The sequence below is a fragment of the Micromonospora coriariae genome (assembly GCF_900091455.1).
Lineage (GTDB): Bacteria > Actinomycetota > Actinomycetes > Mycobacteriales > Micromonosporaceae > Micromonospora > Micromonospora coriariae.
This window is the reverse complement of sequence record NZ_LT607412.1, coordinates 4,817,310-4,836,175: the sequence shown is the minus strand read 5'-3', so window position 1 is coordinate 4,836,175 and position 18,866 is coordinate 4,817,310. Positions and strand designations below refer to the sequence as shown.

Sequence of the window (18,866 nt, the reverse complement as noted above, 5' to 3'; positions counted from 1 at the left end):
TCGTGATCACCGCACCTGACCGTCGGGGACCTTAGGGCATGTCGCGCGACGCGCCCAACCGGTTTCCGTCCGCCTCGGCGGCCTGCGGGCAGGGCCACCGGAACAGCCGTTCCCCGATCATCGACTCCCGCTCCTCCTGCGCCTCGGGGCGAAGCCGGCCACCCCGGGTGAGCATCACCATGCCGTGCAGCAGGCTCCAGCCCACCTCAACCAGGGTGTCCGGGTCACGCCCCTCGGCCAGCGGGGTCAGGGCCGCCCGCAACTCGGCGAAGACGCCCCGGGGCGCGGCCGGCACGCCGTCGACGCCGAGGGCCAGGTCCGGGGTCAGCGCGAGCATCGCGTCGTAGACCTCCGGATTCGCGTACGCGAAGTCGAGGTACGCGCCGGCCACCGCCGGCCAGACCCGTTCCGGACCGCCGGTCGCCTCCGCGTGCGCCTCGGCCAGGTCGGCGGCCAGGTCGGCGAAGGCGCACACCGCCACGGCGGCGAGCAGCGCCTCCTGATCCGCGAAGTGCCGGTAGAGGTCGCCGACGTCGACCTCGGCCCGCTCGGCCAGCCGCCGAGGGCTCACCCCCGTCCAGCCCTCGACCTCAGCCAACTCCCGCGCGACCGCGACGATGAGGTCACGCCGGTCCTCTTCGGTGGCTCCCTCGGCAGGTCCGGACACGCCCACGAGCGTAAGTCGAAGACACGGCGCGCAGTCGCACCATGACAGATTGGTGACTACGCGTACCCTCCCGCACCACCGCACTAGCCGGAGGCTCAGTGCCAGTCGCCGATCCGGACGTCGTCCGGCGCCGGCCTGCCACGGCCGGTCTCCACAAGCTCCTTGAGACTCATGAGGAACGTCGCCCACTTGGTGCTGCAGTGGTGCATGAACTCGACCGGCTCGCGCCAGCCCTCGTGCGTGAACTGGACGATCGTGTACTCGCCACGCTGGTCGAGGCGCCAGCCGATCTCGGTTCCGATCCATTCCTCGGGGCCGTCGGTGACCCGCCACCGCACGCGGCCGGAGGGATCGAGTTCCAGGACCTCCATGTCGAAGCCACCGACGTCGCCGAACCGGAAAGCCAGGTGCCCGCCAACCTCGCTCTTGCCGACCGTGTCGGTCGTCCACCAGCCGGCGATGCCCTCTGGCGTTGCCACCGCTCGGTAGACGTCGTCGATCGGGGCGACGACGCCGACCCGGTGCAGGATGTCGACCATGTCATTCTCCTTCGTCGTTGTGGCGGTCGCGTTCGATCGCCTCGGCGATCCGCTTGATCCGGCGGAGTCGGGCGTCCCAGGTGGAGCCGACCGCTGACAACTGGGCGACGGCTCGGGCGAGCTGCGCCTCGTCGACCTGGTAGTGCCGCTCCCGACCGGCCGGCGGGGCGTGCACCAGACCGACCCGGTCCAGGACCGCGAGGTGCTTCGAGACGGCCTGGCGGGTGACGGGTAGTCGCTCGCTCAGTGACGTGGCGGTGCCGGGCCCCCCGGCGAGCAGAAGGTCGATCATCGTGCGCCGGATGGGGTCGCCGATCGCCGACCACAGGTCGTCGTCGACAGCGGTGCTCATGAGGTGGAGACCAGCCGCGCGACGTACCTGCCCAGCGCGGGGATGTAGTGGTCCCACCCGCTCACGTGGTCCTGGTACTGCTGCTCGAGGAGAGCCACCTCCCATCCCATCTCGCGGAAGCCGGTCTCGGTCATGCGGATCCGGGTCCCCGTACCGGTCGGGAGCAGCTCGAAGGTGACCAGCAGCGACTGTCCGGTCCGGGCCGGGTCCGAGTAGCACCACCGGAAGGAGAATCGCTTCGGCGGGTCGACCTCGACGACGGCGAGCGCGACGGTCGTCGTCTCGCCGGTGTCGCCGTCACGCCACACGAGCTTGCCGGGCGCGCCCGCGACCGGCTCGAACCGTGCGTCGTCAGGCCACCATTCCCGCATGTGCTCCGGCCGACTGATCACCTCGAAGACCACCTCGGGTGAAGCGTCGACATGGATGTCGCGCTCGATCGATCCCTGTTCCATGCCACCCAACCTTTCGCAACCTTTGGTTGCGTAACGCTACAACGGCCACGCCGCGACGCGCAACCTTTGGTTGCATGTTGGGTGGTACGCCGCCACCGGGCGGCGCGCGGGCGGCGGCCGGGTCAGCGGCGCAGGGTGAGGATCAGGTCGGCCACGAGCGCCGTCCAGCCGGTCTGGTGCCAGGCGCCCAGCCCGGCCCCGTTGTCGCCGTGGAAGTACTCGGGGAAGGCGATCAGGTCGCGCCAGTCCGGGTGGGTCTGGAAGATCCGGCACGCCCCGTAGATCGGCCGCCGGCCCCAGTCGTCCTGCGTGAAGAGCGAGATCAGCCGGGCCGAGAGGTCGTCGGCGATCTCGTCCAGCGTGCGCTTCACCCCGGAGCGGGTCGGGTACTCCACCTGGAGGTCGTCACCGAAGAACGACGCGTAGTCACGCAGCGCGCTGATCAGCAGGAAGTTCGTCGGCATCCAGATCGGCCCACGCCAGTTCGAGTTTCCGCCGAACAGCCCGCTGGTCGACTCCGCCGGCTCGTACCCGACCGAGAACTCCTGCCCGCCGAGGGTGACCGAGAACGGCTTGTCCAGGTGCGCGCGGGACAGCGTACGAAGGCCAAAATCGGAGAGGAACTCGTCGCTGTCCAGCATCCGGGCGAGCAGTCGCACCACCTGCTCCGGGCCGACCATGGACAGCAGCCGCTGCTGGCGGCCGTCCGGGCCCAGCCGGCGAGTGCCGATCACCTGGGCGTACTCGGGACGGTTGGTGAGGAACCAGCGCAGCCGGGCACCCAGCTCCGGCAGTTGGTGCAGGGTCCGGGCCGTGAGCCGGGTGGTGGCGGCCAGTGGCAGCAACCCGACCACCGACCGGACCTTCAGCGGCACCTTCGTGCCGTCGGCGAGCCGCAGCACGTCGTAGAAGAAGGCGTCCTCGTCGTCCCACAACCCCTGCTCGTACGCGGCGGCGGCGATGTACGCGAAGTGCTCGAAGAACTTGGTGGCGGTGTCCACCCAGGTGCGGTCGTGCTCGGCCAGCACGATCGCCATGTCCAGCATGTTCAGCGCGTACATGGCCATCCAGCCGGTGCCGTCGGACTGCTCCAGCACACCGGCCACCGGCAGCGCCGCCGACCGGTCGAACGGCCCGACGTTGTCCAACCCGAGGAAGCCGCCCTCGAAGACGTTGTTGCCGCCGGTGTCCTTCCGGTTGACCCACCAGGTGAAGTTGAGCAGCAGCTTGTGCATCACCCGGGCCAGGAACTCGTAGTCCCGCCCGCCGTCGATCTCGAACACCTTGAGCGCCGCCCACGCGTGCACCGGCGGGTTCACGTCACCGAACGCCCACTCGTACGCCGGAATCTGCCCGTTGGGATGCAGGTACCACTCGCGCAGCAGGAGCAGCAGTTGCGTCTTGGCGAAGCCCGGGTCGACCCGGGCGATGCTCACGCAGTGGAAGGCCAGGTCCCAGGCCGCGTACCAGGGGTACTCCCAGGGGTCGGGCATGGAGATGACGTCGAAGCTCGTCATGTGCCACCACGCGCTGTTGCGGCCGTGGCGACGCCCGGCCGGCGGCGTCGAAGCCGGGTCGCCGTCCAGCCAACGCTTGACGTCGAAGTGGTAGAACTGCTTGCTCCACATCAACCCGGCGATGGCCTGCCGGGCCACCAGCGCCTCGTCTGGCGTGGCGGCCTCCGGGATCACCCCGGCGAAGAAGCGGTTCGCCTCGGCACGCCGCGCCCACACCACCGCGTCGAAGCCGTCGCCGAGATCCGCCCGGGGCGGCGGAGCGGCCGCCGGCGGCGACGCGGTGCGGGTCAGCCGCAGCCGGATCTGGCGCTGCCCGCCGGCCGGCACGTCGAGCACGTAGTGCAGCGCGCCCTTGGTGCCCTCCCCCGCCGGGTTCACCGTGGCGGCGCCGTTGACCACGTGGTCGTTGATGCCGTCCTTCGGGTAGCGGGACCGGCCGGGCAGGCCCCAGAGCCGCTCGGCGTTGGAGTCGTTGTCGCAGAGCAGCGGCACCGGATCTCCGTCGCCCTCGAGCAGCAGTTGGCCGAGCACCCGATGCTCGCCGACCAGCCGCGCGCCCTCGCCGGTCAGCCGGGGAATCCGGTCACCCCCGGGCAGGCCCCAGGCCCAGGTGTTGCGGAACCACAGGCTGGGCAGCACGTGCAGGGTGGCGGCCCGGTCGCCCCGGTTCGCCACCGTCACCACCATGCACAGGTCGGTCGGGGACGCCTTGGCGTAGTCGACGCTCACCGCCCAGTACCGGTCGTCGTCGAAGATCCCGGTGTCCACCAGCTCGTACTCGGTGTCGTCCCGACCGCGCAGCGCGTTCACCGCGACCAGCTCGTCGTACGGGAAGGCGGCCTGCGGGTAGTGGTAGCGCCAGCGCATCCAGGAGTGGGTGGGCGTGGAGTCCTCGTACCACCAGTACTCCTTGACGTCCTCGCCGTGGTTGCCGCCGTCACCGCCGAGGCCGAACATCCGCTCCTTGAGGATCGGGTCCCTGCCGTTCCACAGCGCCAGGGCGAAGGCGAACGTCTGCCGGTCGTCGCAGACGCCGGCCATCCCGTCTTCATTCCAGCGGTAGGCTCTGGACCGCGCGTGGTCGTGCGGGAAGTAGTCCCAGGCCGTACCGTGCTCGCTGTAGTCCTCCCGCACCGTCCCCCACGCCCGTTCGGACAGATAGGGACCCCATGCGCGCCAGTCCTGCTCCCCCGAGTCGGCCTGGGCGAGCCGGAGCCGCTCGGCGTCGGGTGGCGAGGCGTCGGAGGACGAACGGTCAGAGATCACGTGCACATCTTTGACGTCGCCGCGGTACTTGACCACAGCAGCCATTCTCGTCGTGGCGTGTTACACCCCGCCGCCGGTGGAGGAAAGTTGATCGACATTCACTTCGGCCCGCAGGTCTGCGGCGAGCTGACCAGCGCGGCCAGCCGGGAGTGGCTGGTGCCCGACGGCGTCGGCGGGTACGCGATGGGCACCGTCGCCGGGCTGCGGACCCGGCGCTACCACGGTCTGCTGGTGGTGCCCGGCGAGACGCCGGCGTCCCGCCGGGTGGGACTGGTAAGCCTCGACCCGGCGGTCACCCTGCCGTCCGGCGCACGGGTCCGGCTCGGCGTGCACGAATGGTCCTCCGGGGACGTCGACCCGCGCGGCTTCGAGCTGCTGGAGCGCTTCGACCTGGTCGACGGGCTGCCCCGGTGGCGGTGGCGGATCGGCGCGGTGGTGATCGAGCGGGAGCTGGCGATGCTGCCCGGCCGCTCCTGCGTGGCGGTGGTGCACCGGCTGGTGGCCGGCGGGCCGGTCCGGCTGGAGCTCTCCGCCGCCTGCACCTGGCGTGACGCGCACGGCGAGCGGCGGGCCGACGGCCCGACGCCGCAGGTCGAGGCGGTGGCCGGCGGCGCGGTGGTCGAGGGGGCGTACCGGCTGGCCGGCCCGGGCTGGACGCCCGAGGGGCAGTGGTGGCTGGGCGTGCACCACCGCGAGGAGGCGAGCCGGGGACTGCACCCCGATGAGGACCTCTGGTACGCGGGCCGCTTCGCCGGCGATCTGGAACGCCCCGGTGACACCGTGTCGGTGCGGGCCTGGGCCGGCCGGCTCGACGAGGAGCCGCCGCCCGCCGCGGAGATCGTGGCGACGGCCCGGCGGCGCAACCGTCAGGTGGTGGCGACGGCGAAGCCGACGGACCCGGTGCAGGCGACGCTCGTGCTGGCCGCGGACGCGTTCGTGGTGCGTACCGGCCGCACAGCCGTCGATGTGGTCGCCGGATACCCGTGGTTCGGGGCCTGGTCGCGGGACACGATGATCTCGTACGAGGGGCTGTTCCTCTGCACCGGCCGCGCGGACGAGGGCCGGGAGCTGCTCCGGGCGTACGCGGCGACGCTGTCCGAGGGGATGCTGGCCAACACGGCCGACACCGGGCGGGTGGAGTACAACACCGTCGACGGCACGCTGTGGTTCCTGCACGCGGTGAGCCGGCACGTCACCGTCACCGGTGACACCGACCTCGGCGACGAGCTGCTGCCGGCGCTGCGCACGGTGATCGACGCTCACCTGGCCGGCACCCGCTACGGCATCGCCGTCGACCCGGCCGACGGGCTGCTCACCCAGGGCGCCCCGGGCACCGCACTGACCTGGATGGACGCCCGCGTGTACGGGGTGCCGGTCACCCCGCGTACCGGCAAACCGGTCGAGGTGAACGCGCTGTGGATCAACGGGCTGGCCGGGCTCGCCGAGCTGACCGAGCTGGCCGGTCGGGACGCGGCCGAGCTGTGGCGACGACACGGGCAGGCCACCGCCTCGTTCCGGGACCGCTACCCCGCGCCGAGCGGCTGGCTGCACGACGTGCTGGACGCGCCCGCACCGGCGTACCCGTTGGGCGGGGCCGCTCTGCACGACGACGACTCGCTGCGTCCCAACCAGCTGCTGGCCTGGTCACTTCCGTTCGCGCCGCTGGAGCCGGACGAGGCGACCCTGCGCCGGGTCGCGGCCGGGCTGCTCACCCCGCTCGGGCCGCGCAGCCTCGCCCCGGAGTCGCCGGAGTTCGTGGGCCGGCACCGGGGCGGCCCGGCCGAGCGGGACGGCGGCTACCACCAGGGCACCGTCTGGCCGTGGCTGCTCGGCCCGTACGTGGACGCCTGCCGCCGTGGCAAAATGTCGGCCGATGACGTTTTCGTGGGTATCGAATCCCATCTGACCGAATTCGGGCTAGGCTCGGTCAGCGAGACGGCCGACGGCCACGCGCCGCACGCCGCTACCGGCTGCCCGTTCCAGGCGTGGTCGGTGGCCGAGCTGCTGCGGGTGCGCCGAAAGGGCCAGTAGCGCTTTACACGACCGCAACGGCGGTGTCTCCGCTGGTTATCTCGGCCCCGGCAGGATTGGTCCGAGATCCAGACGCGACGGCGGGCACCGGTTCCGGTGCGGTCGGCGCGCGCCCGGAGACAACCAAGGGGGCCGCATGTCACCCGATGCCCACGTGATCGACATCCACCCCGCCCGGCAGCTGCGGGTGCTGATGCTCTCCTGGGAGTACCCGCCGGTGCTCGTCGGCGGCCTCGGCCGACACGTCCACGCCCTCTCCGTCGCCCTCGCCGCCGCCGGCCACGACGTCACAGTCATCACCCGCCACGCCGACGACGCACCCCTGGAGGAATACGCCGACGGCGTACGCATCCTGCGCGCCCCCGAAGACCCCGTCACCTTCCCCCTGGCCACCAACTCCCTACTCGCCTGGACCATGGCCTTCAACCACACCCTCACCCGCACCGCCCTACGCGCCACCCAAGCCGGCACCTACGACGTCATCCACGCCCACGACTGGCTCGTCGCCCACACCGCCATCACCTTGCGCGACCACCTCGACCTCCCACTGGTGAGCACCATCCACGCCACCGAAGCCGGCCGACACCAAGGCTGGCTACCCGAGGAGATGAACCGCACCATCCACGGCGTCGAACACTGGCTCAGCAACGAATCCGCCCGGGTGATCACCTGCTCCGGGTACATGCGCGAACAGGTGACCGCGCTGTTCGACCTTCCGGCCGGCCAGGTCGACGTGGTGCCCAACGGGGTCGACCACCGGGCCTGGCGGGCCCGGCCACGCGCGGTCGCCTCGGCCCGGGCCCGGTTCGCCGCCGACGGCCCGCTCGTCGGGTACGCCGGCCGGCTGGTCTACGAGAAGGGCGTGCAGCACCTGGTGCACGCGGTGCCCCGTCTGCGCGAGCGGCACCCCGGGCTGCGCGTGGTGATCGCCGGCGACGGCCCGTACCGCGCCGAACTGGAGGAGGAGGCCCGCCGGCTCGCGCTCTGCTCGACCGTCCGCTTCACCGGCTTCCTCGACGCCACCCAACTGCCGGCGGTGCTCGGCGCCACCGACGCCACAGTGGTGCCCAGCCTCTACGAGCCGTTCGGCATGGTCGCGCTGGAGGCGGCGGCCGCCGGCGCGCCCCTCGCGGTGGCCCGCACCGGCGGTCTCGCCGAGATCGTCGAGCCCGGCGTGACAGGCGTGACGTTCCCGCACAGCGACCCGGACGCCCTCGCCGGCGCGGTGGGCCAACTACTCGGCGACGAGGTCTTCGCCCGGCGGGTCGCCCGGCGAGCACGCACAATGGTCGGCGAACGGTACGGCTGGGCCACCATCGCCGCCCGCACCGCCGCCAGCTACACCACCGCCCGACGCGAGCACGGCCCGCTTCAGGCCCGACGGGCCGCCGCCCGACTGGCGGGCGGACATACCCGGATCGCCATCCCGGAGGGCAATCTGCTCGCCACAGCCGACCACGCCGCCTGCTGAGCCGAGGCGGACGACCGATAGGTGACTCCCGATCCGCTGGTTAGGGTGTATCCCGGACAGCGGCTGAGGAGGCGTCGTCGTGAAGGTGACCCGGATCGCCTATTCGCATCGCCTCAACGTGGGGAAGTATCAGGCGCTGGCTGAGCAGGCGCAGCGGTTGGGCGCAGTCCGCGGCGAGGTGTGGCAGCGGTATGGGTCAATCGCAGGGTCAGGGCTGACCGACCGGCAGGTTCGCGACCGGTGGCTTGCTGAGGGCATCCACCACCGGTTCGGGGTGTTGGCAAACGCGTGGAAGGAAACCGTCCGCGACGCCATGGCCGATATCGCCGCGACCCGCGAGTCGGCGAAGGTGCCGGTGCGGCGGGCAATCCTCCGCCACATCAGTGATCAGAAGGAGCAGAAGCGGCTGTTCAGCCTGCTGAAGGCTGACCGGTGGGCCGACGACCCGTACCTGTCGCGGCTGATGCGCTCACACTGGCGGCGCGGGCACAACCGCACCCATAACCAGATCGTGGTGCGCGCCGATCAGCACCACACCCAGGCTGACGAGGGTGGGCGATTGTGGCTGGCCGTTCCCGGGCTCGTGCGGCGCCAGATGGTCCGCATCCCGTTGAACACCACCGTCGCTCCGACGGGCACGCTGCGGCTGATCCTGCGCGGCGGCCGGGTGGAGATCCACTATCAGATCGACGCCGCCAGCATGAAGACCTCACAGCGTCCGTGTGGCACGGCGACGCTGGGGGTGGACAAGGGTTACACCGAGGTGCTGACCGATTCCGATGGCAACCACCACGGTGACGGTCTCGGTCATCTGCTGAGCGCTGAATCCGATCGGATCAGGGAACGCAACCGCCGCCGGGCGAAACTGCGCTCGATCGCCAACACCGCAGCCCGGCGCGGCGACCAGGCGAAGGCCGAGCGGATTGCGGTGAACAACCTCGGCACGATCAAGCGCGACCGGCAGGCTGCCCGTCACCAGGCGCGGGTGCGCACGGAGATTTTCACCGCGGTGCATCGGGTGGTGGACAAGGCCGCCGTCGTGGTGGCCGAGGACCTGACCAGGACGTTCACCGGGCGCAAGCAGCTCGGTAGGAACACCAATCGGCGTCTCGCCGCGTGGACCAAGGGGGTCACCGCGCAGGCGCTGAAGAATGTTTCGGAGCGCAGAGGTTCTGCGCTCGTGCACGTCAACGCCGCCTACACCTCACAAGTCTGTCACCGCTGCGGCTGCTTTGGCCGCCGTGCCGGGGATCGGCTTCACTGCACCCTGTGCGGGGTGGTGTGGCAGGCCGACGTGAACGCCGCGATCAACGTCCTGCGACGACATGGTGACCCCGACATCACCCTGCACACCCCGCATCGCGCGGTGAGGCAGATCGTGCAGGCACGGGCCGATCGCCACCGGAGCAGACTGCCGCTCCCGGACTCCAGCCCGGCACGCCGAGCGGAGAGCGAATCATCCGCTTTGCCCATCAGTGAGCAATGACAAGGAAGCAGGAGCGTGCGCAGGTGCTGATCGCCGGTCGGTACCGGCTGCTCGACCTGGTGGGTCGCGGAGGCATGGGCCGGGTGTGGCGGGCCCGCGACGAGATGTTGCACCGAGAGGTCGCGGTCAAGGAGGTCGTGCCGCCGAGTTGGCTGGCCGACCACGAACGGGCCGAACTGCGCTCGCGCACCCTGCGGGAGGCGCGCGCCGCGGCCCGGCTCAACCATCCCGCCGTGGTCCGGCTCTACGACGTCGTCCCGGTCGAGGGCAGCCCGTGGATCGTGATGGAGTACGTCCCGTCCCGCACCCTGCAGGACGTGCTGGACACCGAGGGGCCTCGCACGCCGGCCGAGGCGGCGCGGATCGGCCTGGCCCTGCTCGGCGCGCTGCGTGCCGCGCACACGGCCGGAGTGCTGCACCGCGACGTCAAACCACAGAACGTGCTCATGGCACATGACGGGCGGGTGATGCTCACCGACTTCGGGCTCGCCACGTTCGACGGCGGCGACGGTGCGATGACCCGCCCGGGCATGGTGCTCGGCTCCCCGCAGTACGTCGCCCCGGAGCGGGCCTCCGAGGGGGTGTCCACCGTGGCCGCCGACCTGTGGTCGCTCGGGGCCACCCTGCACACCATCGTGGAGGGCCGCTCCCCGTACGCCCGCAGCACAGCGATGGCGACGCTGAGCGCGCTGGCGGCCGGGCCGCCGGATCCGGCCCCGCACGCCGGGCCGCTCGCGCCGGTGCTGGCCGGGTTGCTGCGTCGTGACCCGCGCGACCGCCTCGACCATGAGGCGGCCCACCGGCTGCTCACCGCCGCCGCGACCGCAGAGCCGTCCGAGCAGGACCCCACCATCCCGTTGCCCGAACCTGGGCGACCCGCCGCCGACCGGGCCGCGGCGCCGGGTGATCCGCCCGCCGGAGACGCCGCCGAGCGGACCGACACCTCTGGCGAGCACGCGCCCGACGCGTCCGCTCGGGCGGTCGGGCGGACAGCGCGCCGGGCGGCGCTGGTCGTCACGGCGTTGCTGGTGGCGGCTGCCGCCGGCGTCGGCACCGCGCTGGCCGTCAGCGGCGACGAGCCGACGGGTACCGCCGGCCGGTCGGCCACCACGCCGCCGCCCGACCGTCCGCCCGACCAGCGCGGCCCGCGCGGGCCGTCCGACCACCGCCCCGACCGACCGGGCCGACCGCCCGACAGTGGCGCCTTCCCCCCGCCACCGTTTCCGTGTGTCCGCCCGGACGCCGTCGGTGCGCCGGTGCCGCCCGCGTCGCCGGCTCCCGGCGAACGGTTCCAGCCGCCGGCCGGCTGGGTCTGGCACGCCGACAGCGCCGGCTTCCGGGTCTCCGTGCCCGCGACCTGGCATTACTCCCGCGACGGCGCGGTGGCCTGCTTCCAGGACCCGGCGACCGGAAGGGCGTTCAGCGTCGCGGAGGGCGGCGCCGCCGACCCGCTGGTTCGGCTGACGGCGATCCGCGACGCGGCGGCCGCGGCCGGGGCGCTGCCGGGGTACGACGAGATCCGGCTCGCCACGGGCGGCGGCGGGGCGGAGTGGGAGTCAAGGTGGACGGCGCCCTACGGCGCCCGGCTGCACGCCCGACAACATGTCGCCGGCGCACCTGCGGGCAGCGACCGCTGGACGCTGGGCTGGATCACCGACGACCGCGACTGGACCGCCGCCGCCGCGGACTGGACGACGGTGCGAACCAGTTTCCGACTCCCCCGCTGACCTGCGCCCTGTGGGCCGGTTCGACCTGCGGTCCCGGGTGGATCGAGGCCGCTCAGTGGATGAGAAAAGCCGCGCCGGTGGCTATCGTGTAACACGGGGTGACCGAGGGGGAGCGACTGTGCAACAGTTGCTGATCGCGGGTCGGTACCGGCTGCTCGACCTGGTCGGCACCGGCGGCATGGGCCGGGTGTGGCTGGCCCGCGACGAAATGCTGCACCGCGATGTCGCGGTGAAGGAGGTCGTGCCACCGTCCTGGCTGGCCGAGACCGAACGAGCCGAACTGCGACAGCGGACACTGCGCGAGGCGCGTACGGCGGCCCGGCTCACCCACCCCAACGTGGTCCGCATCTACGACGTGGTGCACGACCGGGACAGGCCCTGGATCGTGATGGAGTACGTGCCGTCCCGGTCGGTGCAGCAGGTCATCGGCGCGGAGGGGCCGCTGAGCCCGCAGCGTACCGCCCGGATCGGGCTGGCCGTGCTCGCCGCGCTGCGGGCCGCGCACACCGCCGGTGTGCTGCACCGCGATGTGAAGCCGCACAACGTGCTGGTCGCCGACGACGGTCGGGTGGTGCTCACCGATTTCGGGCTGGCCACGTTCGACGGCGGGGACGGCGCGATGACCGGGCCGGGCACTGTGCTCGGCTCGCCGCAGTTCGTCGCACCGGAGCGCGCCCGCGAAGGGGTGTCCAACCCCCGTACGGACCTGTGGTCGCTGGGCGCGACGCTCTACGCGATGGTCGAGGGGCGTTCGCCGTACGCCCGCTCCAGCGCGATGGCGACGCTCAGCGCGCTGGCCACCGAACCGCCGGACCCGATGCGCCGGGCCGGCTCGCTGCGCCCCGTGCTCACCGGCCTGTTGCAGCGCGACCCCTGGCGGCGGTTGACCGCCGCCGAGGCCGAGCCGCTGCTGCGCGGCGCGGCGGCGGACGACGACCAGCCCACCGAGCCGGCCCGCTCCGCCGCGGTGGCGGCCGTACGCAACGCGGGCCGCACCGCCGTGCCCGCCGCTCCGAGCGGTTGGCCGTCCCCGCCCGGCGACCCGCCGGCGCCGACCGACCGGCCGGCGAACCGACCCGGCCGCTGGCGTCGGCGCCTACTCACCCTGGCCGGTGCGGCCACCGCGCTGCTCGCCGCCGGCGGTGTCGCGTTGGCGCTGGTCAACCGCAACGACGGCCGGACGCCACCATCCGGCGCCGGGGGCGGCGAGGCCACCCCCCGGCCGGCCGCATTCGCCTGCGCGACTCCCCCGCCACCGACGGCGATCCCGGTGCCGTCGGTGCCGCAGCCGCCCGACGCGCGGTACCGGCTGGTGAAGGGCTGGACGTGGCACGACGACCCGACCGGGTTCCGGATCGCCGCGCCGGTGGGCTGGCTGCACTGGACCGAGGGGTCGGCGACCTGCTTCCGGGAGTCCGGCGGACCCCGGATCCTCAGCGTCGAGGCGGGGCCGGCCCGACCCGACCCGGTGGCGTACTGGAAGGCCGAGGAGGCCCGGCTCACCGGCGGCGAGGCGCTACCGGGCTACCGCAAGGTGGACATCTCGGCGCTGGACATCTTCGAGGGCGGCGCGATCTGGGAGTGCGGCTGGAAGAACGCCGCCGGCGAGCGGGTGCACAGTTTCCGGCTTCTGACCAACACCTCGGCCGGGCGCGCCTTCACCGTCTCGTGGTTGACAAAAGAGTTCGACTGGCAGGTCAACGCGACATACTTGCCGATGATCCGGCAGAGCTTCACCCCCGCGCTCTGACACCGTCCGGTGTGGACCGTCCGGAGGATGCCCCTGCGTCGTCGCCGCTGACTACAGTGGCGTAGTTTTGGCGCTCAAGATCCCTGGGGAGGGTGAGCCGAGATGATGGGACCGTCGCACGCGCTGTCCGGCGCGGCGGTATGGCTGGCCGGGTCCTGGGCGCTGGACCAGTTCGCCGACTACCACCAGTCGCCACTCGCGTTGGCGGTGGGCACTGCGGTGTGCGCGGGTGGCGCGCTCTTTCCCGACCTCGACATGTCGGGCAAGGTGACCCGTAACCAGGGTGGCGCGACCGTGGCCCGTACCTTCGGAGTCTTCTCGCTCTTCGCCGCCGAGGTGATGGAGAAGATCTCCCTCGGGGTCTACTACGCCACGAAACTCAGCAAGGACCCGCGCCGCAACAACGGGCACCGGACGCTGACCCACACGCTTCCGTTCACGGTTCTGGTCGGGTGGGGCACCACCGCGCTCTGCGCCGCGTACGGCAAGTGGGCGGTGATCACCATCCTGTTCTTCATGTTCGGCCTGGCCCTGCGCGGGCTGTTCGACGAGTGGGCCGAGCGCGCCGGGTGGGTGATCATCACCCTCGCGTCGGCCGGAGCGGCCTGGTTCACCTTCGCGAACCTGCCGGGTGGGCGCGGCTATCCGCTGATCGGTACCGCCGTCGGCGTGGGCTGCTTCGTGCACATTCTCGGTGACATGATCACCCGAGCCGGGGTGCCGATCCTCTGGCCGATCCCGATCAAGCGGCGCATGTGGACGATGATCGGCCTGCCGAACGGCATTGCCCTGCGTACCGGCAGCAAGGCCGAGGTGGTTGTGCTGCGTGCCGTGCTGACCGTCGTGACGGTGCTCGCCATGGCGGGCCTGCTCGCGCCGTCGGTGTTGCAACGGTTCAATATCGAGATATGACCGACCCCGGCGCGCAGTCACCTCCAGAGGCCGACGAGCGGGTGCCGGATTTCTGGCGCGCACTGGGGCTGCCAGGGCTTGCCGACGTGCACGTGCACTTCCTGCCGCCGCGCCTGCTGCGCCGGGTGTGGGCGTACTTCGACGCCGCCGGCCCGCTGGTCGGCACCGAGTGGCCGATCCGGTACCGGTGGAGTGACGCCGACCGGGTGGCGCACCTGCGCCGGCTCGGGGTACGCGTGTTCAGCGCGTTGGCGTACCCGCACCGGCCGGGCATGGCGGCGGACCTCAACCGCTGGACGCTGGAGTTCGCCCGCGCCACCCCGGGCTGCCTGCCCTCGGCCACCTTCTTCCCCGAGCCGGACGCTCCCGGCTACGTCCAGGAGGCGCTGACCGGCGGGGCCCGGCTGTTCAAGGTGCACGTGCAGGTCGGCGGGTTCGCGCCGACCGACCCGGCGCTGGACCGGGTGTGGGGGCTGCTGGCCGACGCGGGCGTGCCGGTGGTGGTGCACGCCGGTCACGCCCCGGTGGGGACCAGCCACACCGGGCCGGACCCGTTCGCCGCCCTGCTCGCCCGCCACCCGCGGCTTACCGCCGTGGTGGCGCATCTCGGCGCGCCCGACTACCGGGCCTTCCTCGATCTGGCCGAGGCGTACGACCGGGTCCGGCTGGACACCACTATGGCGTTCACCCCGTTCTTCGACCGGTTCGTGCCGTTCCCCGCCGACGAGCTGCCCCGGCTGCGTGAGTTGGGGCTGGCCGGCAAGGTGCTGCTGGGCAGCGACTTCCCGAACATCCCCTACCCGTACGCCGACCAGTTGACCGGGCTGGCCCGGCTGGACCTCGGCGACGACTGGCTGCGCGCGGTCTGCTGGGACAGCGCGGCCACCCTGTTCGACCTGCGCTGAAACGCCGCCCGCCCAAGCCACGCCCTGCCGGCTGCAGGATCGTGCTCGATCGCTCGGGATGTTGGGCGATCCTGCTGCCGGCCGAGGTCCCCCTTGGCCGCTCGGCCGGGCCGAGGCCGAGGCCGAACCGGGCCACCCGGCCGCAGGGGCACGGGACGCCGCAGAGCAGGGCACGGAAAGCGCGGCGACATCGGCTATTGACGTCGCCGTAACAGGTGGCCTAGCGTCTGTCGAAACGCTTCGTCGAAACGCTTCGACGACCATTCGGGAGCGATCCCACGCCGGGCCGGAGGAGGTGCGCGGTGGCCACCATGCACGACGTCGCCCGCCTCGCCCGGGTCTCGGTCAGCACCGTGTCGTACGTGCTCACCGGCACCCGGCCGATCTCCCAGGCCACCCGGGACAAGGTGCTCGCCGCGATGGCCGAGCTCGACTACCAGCCCAACGCGATGGCCCGTGGCCTGGCCAGCCGGCGCAGCCGGATCCTCGGTCTGCTGATGCCGATGGACGAGCGTGGCCTGGGCGCGACCGAAACGGCCTTCGTCACCGGCGCCGCCGCAGCGGCCAGCGCGGCCGGCTACCACCTGGTGCTCTCCCCCGTCGGCGGCGGCGACCTCGACGACCTGCGGCGGCTGGCCAGCCAGCGGATGCTCGACGGGGTCGTGCTGATGGAGGTGCAGCTCGCCGACGAGCGGGTCACCGTCCTGCGGGACGCCGGCGTCCCGCAGGTGTTGATCGGCCGCACCGGCGACACCAGCGGGTTCTCCTACGTCGACATCGACTTCGAGCAGACCGTACGGGAGGCCGTCGCCCACCTGGTCGGTCTGGGCCACCGGAGCATCGTCTACGTCAACCACTCGGCCGCCACCCTGGCCAGCGGCTACGGCCCAGCCTTGCGCACCCGCGACGCCTTCGTCGCGGCGATGACCGGCCACGGCCTGGAGCCGGTGATGATCCCGGCCGAGGACAGCGCCGCCGGTGGGCGGGCGGCCCTGGCCGCCGCGTTCGCGCAGGCTCCGGAGCTGACCGCCGTGCTGGCCATGAACGAGACCGCGATCTTCGGCATCCTCGGCGAGCTGACCGGTCGGGGCCTCTCGGTGCCCGACGACGTCTCGGTCGTCTCGATGGTCACCTCGCCGCAGGTCGCCGAGCTGGCCACCCCGGCGCTGACCGCGATGACCTCGCCCGGCTCGGCCATGGGGCGGATCGCGATCGAGGCGCTGCTGCGCCACCTGGACGGTCCCGGTGACGAGCGCCACCAGCAACTGCTGCCATGTGCGCTGGAGATCCGGGGATCGACAGCCGTGCCACGACGACCCGCACCGGACACACCTCGGCGTTCGCCGACCGGCGGGGGTTGACCAGCGAAAACGGCCCGTCGCCGCGCTGCAACGCGACGACGGGCCCAGTGCAGTACCGGCTAGATACTCAACGAGGAGGATAGCAATGCAGCGATTCCGCCGGATCGTCGCCGCGATCGCCCTGGCGGCTACCGCGACGACCACCGTGGCCGCGTGCGGCGGTGGTGACAGCGGGGACGACAGCGGGGCCAAGACCCTCAAACTCTGGCACTACGAGAGCGCCAACAGCGCCATGGGAGTCGCCTGGGACCGGGCGATCGAGATCTTCAAGGCCGAGCACCCGGGCGTCGAGGTGCGCTTCGAGCGCAAGGCGTTCGAGCAGATCCAGCAGAACGCCGGGATGATCATCAACTCGTCCGAGGGCCCGGACATCATGGAGTACAACAAGGGCAACGCGACCGCCGGCCTGCTCTCCTCCCAGGGCCTGCTCACCGACCTGAGCGCCGAGGCCGACAAGCGCGGCTGGGCCGGCAAGCTCAGCCCCAGCCTGCAGACCACCGCCCGCTACAGCGACAAGGGCGTGATGGGCTCGGGCAACTGGTTCGGCGTGCCGAACTACGGCGAGTACGTCACGGTCTACTACAACAAGGACCTCTTCGACAGGTACGGCGTGCAGGTGCCGACCAGCATGGCGGAGATGACCGCCGCGATGGACACCTTCGTCGGCAAGGGCGTCGCCCCGCTGGGCATGGCCGGCGCCGAGTACCCGGCCGGTCAGCTCTTCTACCAGTTGGCGCTGTCCAAGGCGGACCGGCAGTTCGTCGACAACTACCAGCTCTACAAGAACCCGGTGGACTTCACGGCCGACCCGCTGAAGTACGGCGCGGACACCTTCGCCGAGTGGGTGCGCAAGGGCTACGTCGCGAAGAACTCGGCGAGCCTGAAGGCCGAGGACATGGGCACCGCGTTCATCGGCGGCAAGACCCCGATGATCGTCTCCGGTAGCTGGTGGTACGGCCGGTTCAAGGCCGAGATGAAGGCCAACTGGGACACCTTCCTCTTCCCCGGCAACACCCTGCAGGCCGGCTCGTCCGGCAACCTCTGGGTGGTGCCGGAGACCAGCAAGGCCAAGGGCCTGGCGTACGACTTCATCGACATCACGCTGCGTCCGGAGATCCAGGACCTGATCGGCAACAACGGTGGCGTCCCGGTCGCCGGTGACCCGGCGAAGATCAGCGACCCCAAGGACCGGAAGCTGATCGAGGATTTCAACACGGTCAGCAAGCAGGACGGTCTGGCCTTCTACCCGGACTGGCCGGTTCCCGGCTACTACGACGTGCTGGTCTCCGGCTTCCAGGGCCTGATCAACGGCTCCAAGTCGCCCGACCAGGTCCTCGACACGATCGCCAAGCCGTACGCCGACGGCGTCAAGGAGATCACCGGCAAGTGACACGGCGAGCGGCGGGCGCGACCGGCACGCCCGGAGCGCCCGCCCGCTCCACCGGGAAGGATCTTCCATGGCAGTCTCCGAGACCGTCGCCGCTGCGCACCCGCCGGCGACCCCGACCCAGCCCCCGCCCGGCCGCAAGGGTCGCGGCCGCAACGCGGCGTACTGGCTCTATCTGCTCCCCGGAGCGGTGCTCTTCATCCTGGTCATCGGCGCACCGTTGGTCGGCACCGGCTACCTGTCGCTGACCAAGTGGTCCGGGGTGGGCGACCCCACCTGGGTCGGCCTGGACAACTACCAGCAGTTGCTGCAGGACGAGGTGTTCTGGGCGTCGTTCCGCAACACCGTCGCGATGCTCGTCGCGATGGTGGTGGTGCCGACCCTGCTGGGGCTGGTGCTCGCCTCGGTGCTCTTCGACGTCATCGGCCGGCGGTTCCGGCCGCGTACCGCCGCCGCGCTGCGGGCCGCGTTCTACCTCCCGCAGGTGCTGCCCGTCGTGGTGGCCGGCATCGTCTGGGGCTGGATCCTGCGCCCTGACGGCGCGTTCAACAGCCTCCTCGACGCGGTGGGTCTCGGCGCGCTACGGCACGACTGGCTCGGCGACCCGGACACCGCGCTGCCCGCCGTGATGGCCGTGATGATCTGGGTGCAGATCGGCTACCCGGTGGTCGTCTTCATGGCGGCGCTGCAGCGGGTCGACCCGGAGCTGTACGAGGCCGCCGAGGTCGACGGCGCGAACTGGCTGCACCGGTTCCGGGCGATCACCCTCCCGCAGATCCGGCCGGAGACCTTCGTGGTGGCGCTGACCTGCACCATCGCCGCGTTGAAGGTGTTCGGGCCGATCTTCGCCCTGACCCGGGGCGGCCCCGAGAACGCCACCAACGTGCCGTCCTACTTCGCCTACTACACGTTCTTCAAGAAGCTCCAGGTCGGCTACGGCTCGGCGATCTCCACGGTGCTCACGTTGATCATCATCGTGGTGGCCGTGGTCTTCATCTGGATGCAGGCCCGCAGCGAGCGCCGGGATCGGGGGTTCTGAG

The 18,866-nt window shown here is 71.7% G+C and carries 15 protein-coding genes; 10 read left to right on the top strand and 5 right to left on the bottom strand.

The window, feature by feature from the left end; translation table 11 throughout:
• Positions 1-31: 31 nt before the first annotated feature.
• The 5 genes from GA0070607_RS22520 to GA0070607_RS22500 form a co-directional block, all read right to left on the bottom strand.
• Complete coding sequence (locus GA0070607_RS22520) at positions 32-667, bottom strand: TetR/AcrR family transcriptional regulator (RefSeq protein ID WP_231930153.1); 636 nt, start codon at positions 665-667, stop codon at positions 32-34.
• A gap of 95 nt (positions 668-762) precedes the next feature.
• Positions 763-1,206, bottom strand: coding sequence for an SRPBCC family protein (locus tag GA0070607_RS22515; RefSeq protein ID WP_089019971.1), 444 nt, complete (start codon positions 1,204-1,206; stop codon positions 763-765).
• 1 nt (position 1,207) lies between these two features.
• On the bottom strand, positions 1,208-1,558 hold the full coding sequence (locus tag GA0070607_RS22510) for an ArsR/SmtB family transcription factor (protein WP_089019970.1): 351 nt from the start codon (positions 1,556-1,558) through the stop codon (positions 1,208-1,210).
• Positions 1,555-2,013, bottom strand: coding sequence for an SRPBCC domain-containing protein (locus GA0070607_RS22505; RefSeq protein WP_089019969.1), 459 nt, complete (start codon positions 2,011-2,013; stop codon positions 1,555-1,557). Before GA0070607_RS22505 ends, GA0070607_RS22510 begins: the two co-directional genes overlap by 4 nt.
• Positions 2,014-2,135: 122 nt before the next feature.
• On the bottom strand, positions 2,136-4,841 hold the full coding sequence (locus GA0070607_RS22500) for an MGH1-like glycoside hydrolase domain-containing protein (protein WP_089019968.1): 2,706 nt from the start codon (positions 4,839-4,841) through the stop codon (positions 2,136-2,138).
• A gap of 42 nt (positions 4,842-4,883) precedes the next feature.
• Between GA0070607_RS22500 and GA0070607_RS22495 the strand changes: the two genes are divergently transcribed.
• From GA0070607_RS22495 to GA0070607_RS22450, 10 genes are all read left to right on the top strand, one after another.
• The gene (locus tag GA0070607_RS22495; RefSeq protein ID WP_089019967.1) at positions 4,884-6,827 is read left to right on the top strand and encodes an amylo-alpha-1,6-glucosidase; all 1,944 of its coding nucleotides are present in this window, start codon (positions 4,884-4,886) and stop codon (positions 6,825-6,827) included.
• A 136-nt stretch (positions 6,828-6,963) separates the two neighbouring features.
• On the top strand, positions 6,964-8,298 hold the full coding sequence (locus GA0070607_RS22490) for a glycosyltransferase family 4 protein (RefSeq protein WP_089019966.1): 1,335 nt from the start codon (positions 6,964-6,966) through the stop codon (positions 8,296-8,298).
• 79 nt (positions 8,299-8,377) lie between these two features.
• Positions 8,378-9,784 carry an RNA-guided endonuclease TnpB family protein gene (locus GA0070607_RS22485; RefSeq protein ID WP_089019965.1) on the top strand — a complete coding sequence of 469 codons (1,407 nt, stop codon included), beginning with the start codon at positions 8,378-8,380 and terminating at the stop codon, positions 9,782-9,784.
• Positions 9,781-11,511 carry a serine/threonine-protein kinase gene (locus GA0070607_RS22480; protein ID WP_089019964.1) on the top strand — a complete coding sequence of 577 codons (1,731 nt, stop codon included), beginning with the start codon at positions 9,781-9,783 and terminating at the stop codon, positions 11,509-11,511. The genes GA0070607_RS22485 and GA0070607_RS22480 overlap by 4 nt, the downstream gene beginning before the upstream one ends.
• 118 nt (positions 11,512-11,629) lie before the next feature.
• Complete coding sequence (locus GA0070607_RS22475; RefSeq protein WP_172898951.1) at positions 11,630-13,261, top strand: serine/threonine-protein kinase; 1,632 nt, start codon at positions 11,630-11,632, stop codon at positions 13,259-13,261.
• Between the two features lie 102 nt (positions 13,262-13,363).
• Positions 13,364-14,173 carry a metal-dependent hydrolase gene (locus GA0070607_RS22470; RefSeq protein ID WP_089019962.1) on the top strand — a complete coding sequence of 270 codons (810 nt, stop codon included), beginning with the start codon at positions 13,364-13,366 and terminating at the stop codon, positions 14,171-14,173.
• Positions 14,170-15,078, top strand: coding sequence for an amidohydrolase family protein (locus tag GA0070607_RS22465; protein ID WP_089019961.1), 909 nt, complete (start codon positions 14,170-14,172; stop codon positions 15,076-15,078). Before GA0070607_RS22470 ends, GA0070607_RS22465 begins: the two co-directional genes overlap by 4 nt.
• Before the next feature lie 311 nt (positions 15,079-15,389).
• Positions 15,390-16,439 carry a LacI family DNA-binding transcriptional regulator gene (locus GA0070607_RS22460; protein WP_231931189.1) on the top strand — a complete coding sequence of 350 codons (1,050 nt, stop codon included), beginning with the start codon at positions 15,390-15,392 and terminating at the stop codon, positions 16,437-16,439.
• Between the two features lie 85 nt (positions 16,440-16,524).
• Entirely contained in the window at positions 16,525-17,829 is a 1,305-nt protein-coding gene (locus GA0070607_RS22455) for an ABC transporter substrate-binding protein (RefSeq protein ID WP_089019959.1), read from the top strand.
• 67 nt (positions 17,830-17,896) lie between these two features.
• Positions 17,897-18,865 (top strand): carbohydrate ABC transporter permease, encoded by a 969-nt coding sequence (locus GA0070607_RS22450; RefSeq protein WP_089019958.1) that lies wholly within the window; start codon positions 17,897-17,899, stop codon positions 18,863-18,865.
• Position 18,866: the final 1 nt, after the last annotated feature.

Coding starts and splice junctions, on each gene's coding strand:
- GA0070607_RS22515 (WP_089019971.1), bottom strand. CDS start 1,206: ATGGTCGACATCCTGCACCGGGTCGGCGTCGTCGCCCCGATCGACGAC.
- GA0070607_RS22510 (WP_089019970.1), bottom strand. CDS start 1,558: ATGAGCACCGCTGTCGACGACGACCTGTGGTCGGCGATCGGCGACCCC.
- GA0070607_RS22505 (WP_089019969.1), bottom strand. CDS start 2,013: ATGGAACAGGGATCGATCGAGCGCGACATCCATGTCGACGCTTCACCC.
- GA0070607_RS22500 (WP_089019968.1), bottom strand. CDS start 4,841: ATGGCTGCTGTGGTCAAGTACCGCGGCGACGTCAAAGATGTGCACGTG.
- GA0070607_RS22490 (WP_089019966.1), top strand. CDS start 6,964: ATGTCACCCGATGCCCACGTGATCGACATCCACCCCGCCCGGCAGCTG.
- GA0070607_RS22480 (WP_089019964.1), top strand. CDS start 9,781: ATGACAAGGAAGCAGGAGCGTGCGCAGGTGCTGATCGCCGGTCGGTAC.
- GA0070607_RS22470 (WP_089019962.1), top strand. CDS start 13,364: ATGATGGGACCGTCGCACGCGCTGTCCGGCGCGGCGGTATGGCTGGCC.
- GA0070607_RS22465 (WP_089019961.1), top strand. CDS start 14,170: ATGACCGACCCCGGCGCGCAGTCACCTCCAGAGGCCGACGAGCGGGTG.
- GA0070607_RS22460 (WP_231931189.1), top strand. CDS start 15,390: ATGCACGACGTCGCCCGCCTCGCCCGGGTCTCGGTCAGCACCGTGTCG.
- GA0070607_RS22455 (WP_089019959.1), top strand. CDS start 16,525: ATGCAGCGATTCCGCCGGATCGTCGCCGCGATCGCCCTGGCGGCTACC.
- GA0070607_RS22450 (WP_089019958.1), top strand. CDS start 17,897: ATGGCAGTCTCCGAGACCGTCGCCGCTGCGCACCCGCCGGCGACCCCG.